Annotated in this window: 4 protein-coding genes; 3 read left to right on the top strand and 1 reads right to left on the bottom strand. The window is 59.4% G+C overall.

Features of this window, described 5'->3' with window-relative positions:
- The 3 genes from K8V11_RS03810 to K8V11_RS03800 all read left to right on the top strand — a co-directional run.
- The coding region (locus K8V11_RS03810; RefSeq protein ID WP_303911073.1) for a hypothetical protein at positions 1–1,007 on the top strand (1,007 nt) is incomplete at its 5' end.
- A gap of 167 nt (positions 1,008–1,174) precedes the next feature.
- Positions 1,175–2,119, top strand: coding sequence for a hypothetical protein (locus K8V11_RS03805; protein WP_303911072.1), 945 nt, complete (start codon positions 1,175–1,177; stop codon positions 2,117–2,119).
- Between the two features lie 137 nt (positions 2,120–2,256).
- Entirely contained in the window at positions 2,257–2,754 is a 498-nt protein-coding gene (locus tag K8V11_RS03800; RefSeq protein WP_303911071.1) for a hypothetical protein, read from the top strand.
- Between the two features lie 908 nt (positions 2,755–3,662).
- Here K8V11_RS03800 and K8V11_RS03795 read toward each other — a convergent pair.
- The gene (locus K8V11_RS03795; protein WP_303911070.1) at positions 3,663–4,649 is read right to left on the bottom strand and encodes a Ppx/GppA phosphatase family protein; all 987 of its coding nucleotides are present in this window, start codon (positions 4,647–4,649) and stop codon (positions 3,663–3,665) included.
- Positions 4,650–4,690 lie beyond the last annotated feature (41 nt).

Here is a 4,690-nt window from a genome sequence, read left to right as displayed (position 1 = left end):
TTAACCAGTGCATCCCACTACATATTGCCATTGACTCGACCAACGGAGATTCCATGCGCGGTCGTTACCTGCGCACGAAGACGGTCGCCGCTGCGCTGGCGTTGCTTTCAATTTCAGTCCTCGGAGCAGGCTGCGGAAGCAGCGTTAATCGTGAAAAAACCGAACAAGCGCTTGAACTCGCGTCGAAGGAGAAGGGCTATGAGGGCTTGGTTAGCTTCTCCACGGGGGAATACAAGGGCGACGCGAGTTTGGACGCACAGATTAGCGCCGGCGAAGCCACCCCTGAGGAAGCCAAAGCGATGCTCGACTTCGTCAACGAGCAATTCCGGAGTGATGATGCCCGCGGCTATTCGGAGAAACGACTGAAAATGAACTGGATCGTGAGTGGTACCGAGATATGGATTGATGACGGCGCCGACACTGCTCTACTTCGCTCCATCGGCGAACTCGCGACCGAATCGGATCGGGTCACGATGGTACAGGCGACATCCCACAACGAGATGATTGATGTCGGCCTCGAACGATGCGGCACCGCCCAGTGCATCAACGAGACAATAGACGAAACCGGTGAGCACCTCGACTCGCTGTACGCCCAGCAAGCTAAATCGTTGGCTGCAGAATCTTCCGGGCTGCGTTCGGGACTCTCTCAGAGGTTCAGCATCGACCTCTCCGAAACGGGAGTCAGCGATCCCACCGAAGGCCTCACCATCTTACTCAACGGTGCACCGGCATCGGACGGTGCACAAGAGAGCAGCTCTACACGTGTCGTAGATGCGCTACACGAGGCTGCGGGCATTATCGAACTCGCCGAGCCCTACGTTCTGACTACATTCGTCGATACCCCATCGACAGTGAGGCTCCACCGCTCGTTCTCGGAAGAAATCCCCGATACGGAGTTCGACCGAGCCCTGAGTCGAGTGATGACATATGCCTGTGGAAAATTCGACACGGTGGAGGACAACTATTCCGAGTTCGACGTCGCCTCGTCCCCGGAATGCAGCGAATAAGTCCCCGTCGTCTACGCGGCGGTCGGTGTCTACGCGGTGAACGAGGTCGCGGACGACGGACGGATGAGTAACTCCGACGTCATGCCTGGGTTGTGGTTGTTGATGGAACATTCAGCTCGGCGCGTACATCCATGAGGGAGGACAACGATGGGTGGACACGAGAGCTGATGCGAATACGAAACGTTTTGGCGGCCGTCGTACTGTCGGTGGCGATGCTTGCGACCGGGTGCGCGCTCGTCGGGCCGGACCTGGAAGAGTTGAGCAGCCAATTCAACGAACAGGCGCGCAGTAACGGATACGGCGAACTAGTTCACTATGCGGTCGAGGATTTCGACGGCAAGGACACGCTGCACGTCGACATGGGGCTCAACCGAGTGAGCCCCGATGACTCCGCCGAAATAGTCGGCTTCGTCCGGCACCAGCTGGAGAGCGAGCGACAGGGCAATCTACTTCGGACCACGACGTTCGATTTCGATGACCAGATCGGCAACGCAATCATCGATATCGACTCCCGAATCGACTTTCGCCCGCTCGAGTCTGTGGCGAATCTCGTCGCCGCGTCCGACCAGATAATGCAGGCGCAATTTAACTCCGATATCGACTACACGGAGATTCACATCCCGGGGTGCGAATCCAGCGAATGCGTACGTCGCATCGGCGGCGAGATCGGTGCGCCACTCGACGAGCTTTTCGCGCAGCAGGTGTCGGCTTACTCCGATCGACGCTCGGATTCCGACGGGCCGCAAGAACAGTCGTTGACCCTGAGCATGGGAGACCTCGAACCCGAAAATTCCATCGATCCCCTCCGCATTTGGATCTCGGACTCACGAGACCTCGACTATTGGACGCTGGTGAACGAGGGGCGGCTGTCGAATCATTTGGAGGCTGCGGCCGCGGTAAAGGAACTTGCCGGCCACGGGACCGTTGAGGCGGTTGGCGGCGTCGACCCGGCGCGGATATCGCTCGCACATCCAGATGGGGCCGACGGAGCGGGCGATGCAGGGTTCGCCGAAGCCGAGCGGCGGGTCTTGGACTTCGCTTGTGCGGACTATCAGGTCGTCGACATTGAAGACCGCGAGGTGGACGTCGCGGAGTCCGGGCAGTGCGGGTAGGCGGATTCGATGCCAGGGGACCAACGCGATTAGGAAGACGAGTCGGAACGGGTTACTGAATCCGACTGCCAGAACCTGAAAGAGATCAATTTGGGCGAATCAACGTTCGTTCCGTCGAAAGAAGTGAGGTGTCGATAGTGTCTCTCGCAATTTCTCGTTCAACGGCCCTCAACATCGTGTGGACGGGCGGACTCGGCTTGCCTTTCGTGATCTTTCTATTCCGCGCGGCGGTTGATTACGACGGTTGGATGACCGCGATTTACGTGCTCTTCTACGGCCCTCTGCTGCTCGTTATTTCTCTGATCCTCGGCGTCTGCATGCACAGCGTCCCGAAGACCACTCCCCCAACGTCGCAGTTATGGTTGCCAATTACAGGCTTTCTGGTCTGGTATGCCTGCAATATTTTTGGGGTGGGTATCGTGCTGTCCGATGTTTCGGACCAAGACGACTTCTTCAGCCCATTGCACGACATCATTCCGACCAAATACGAGTTCGAGATCGTCGGGCTGATCCTGGGAGTCGGGGCATTGGGCATAATCTTCATGTTCGTCCAGATCTGGCGACTCGAACAAAAATTCCGCGTCCCGCCAGAAGACCAAGAGCGAGAAAATTCAGCCGACTCCGGCTGCCCATGAGTTAGCGCTCAGCCCACACAGTCGGACTCGAACCGACACTATGACGGTTTTAAGCCGCCTGCCTCTGCCAATTGGGCTATGGGAGCTCGCGGATACTAGGCCGCGCTAATGCGTTTTTACAGGCGGCGAGTTACTCCGGCACAAGTGGCACCAAACGGCATCACTTCAGAAGCTTCGTGTTGGAATCGGAGAAGCTACTTCGCTTTCGAGGTAGATCAAGTTCGTGGTTGAAGAGTGGACAATTCACAGGGGCACCTACGAAGATCGACCCTGATTTACCGACAGGGTGTGTCAAATAAGTCCGAAAAGAAGACTATTGCCATTTCGTAAACATAATTACATACTTATCTCCATGGGCCAGAGTAAGAACTTGCATATCTACGGTTTTGGGCGGTTGTGGTGCGCAGCAGCTATGGGTTGCCTCTTAACCTTGTACGCCTGTAGCACCAGCGATTCGGACACTTCGTCAACCACAAGCACGGTAACGAGCAGTCAAAAGGAGACGTCAAGCACCTCGGCGACGCTTTCATCACCCATGCCTACGGAACCAACTATTACCACTGAGCAAAGTTCGGTGTCTGAACCCGAAATTCCGGCCGTTTCCACTTCGGCCGTCGAGCCTTACACGGAGGTACAGACAGCGCAGCCAGAGGTCCCTGCTTACTCCGGCCCGTCCATCGGTGATAGCTGCATTGGTGCGAATATCGGAATGCGGGCCGTCGACGCGAATGGCAATTCGATCATGTGCGACAACTATGCGTGGGTCCTTGACCAAGGCCAAGTCCCTTCTCACCCATGGGCTGACGACCAAAGGGCCTGGACAGAGTGCATCGAATCACAAACCGAAGAGGTTTGCAGACAGCAGCTCGATGGCTAGCTCAGAGTAAACGATGGACGGACTGCGCTTTCTAATGCGCTACAGAAAGAGCGATGCCGTCGAGGATGTCCTTTTCGCTGACGACGAGGGTGTCGATGCCGGCGGACTCGGCGAGGTCTGCCAGGCGCATCGCGATCAGCGCTCCCCCGCCGATGACGTCGGCGCGGCCCGCATGCATGGGGCCGAGGGCGCTGCGCTCCTCCGACGTCATACCCAGGAGGTTGTGGCAGACGCGGCGCAGGTCCGCCAGCGGGATGCGCGAGAGGTGGATGCGCGCCGGCTCGTAGGAGTCGAGATCGAGAGCGAGCGCCATGAGGGTGGTGAAGGTGCCGGCGACGCCTACCCAGGTGCGGGCCTGCGTCGCGTCGACGTGGGTGAGCGCCTCGGACACGGACTCGTCGATGATGGCCTTCGCGTCGCGAACCTCGGTGGCTTCGGGCGGCTGCGAGTGGAGGACGCGCTCGGTGAGGCGGACGCAGCCGATGTTCATCGAGTGCGCCGCGTCGATGTGTGGGCGGCGGTCTTCGAATCTGCCGACGACGAGTTCGGTGGAGCCTCCGCCGAGGTCGGTGACCATGAACGGGCCTTCTGCGGGATCGAGCTCGCCGACGCCACCGGCGAAGGTGAGCTCGGCTTCGGTGTCGCCGGAGATGACCTCGGCGCGGGCTCCCGGGAAGTGCTGGCCGAGGACGTTGGCGGTCATGCCGAAGAAATCGTCCTTATTGGCCGCGTCGCGGGTGGCGGAGGTGGCGACCATGCGGATAGCTGTGGCGCCGAGCTTGTGCGCGGTGGCGGCGTAGTCGGTGAGCGCCTCGCGGCAGCGTTCGATGGCGGCGGGGTTGATCTCGCCGGTGGCGTCGACACCCTCGCCGAGGCGGATGACGCGCATCTCGCGGGTGAGGTCGACGAGCTTCGTGTTGCCGTAGGTGTCGGTGGTGGCTTCGGCGACGAGGAGGCGGATGGAGTTGGTGCCGCAGTCGATCGCGGCGACGACCTTGTTGGGCTTCGCGTCCGGCACTCGCTACTCCCCTGCGGCGTTGAGATCGTTGGCGTCGGCGT

The organism is Dietzia timorensis (assembly GCF_020742175.1).
In the GTDB taxonomy this organism is placed as follows: domain Bacteria; phylum Actinomycetota; class Actinomycetes; order Mycobacteriales; family Mycobacteriaceae; genus Dietzia; species Dietzia timorensis_A.
This window is presented reverse-complemented; position numbering and strand designations above follow the sequence as displayed.

Coding starts and splice junctions, on each gene's coding strand:
- K8V11_RS03805 (WP_303911072.1), top strand. CDS start 1,175: ATGCGAATACGAAACGTTTTGGCGGCCGTCGTACTGTCGGTGGCGATG.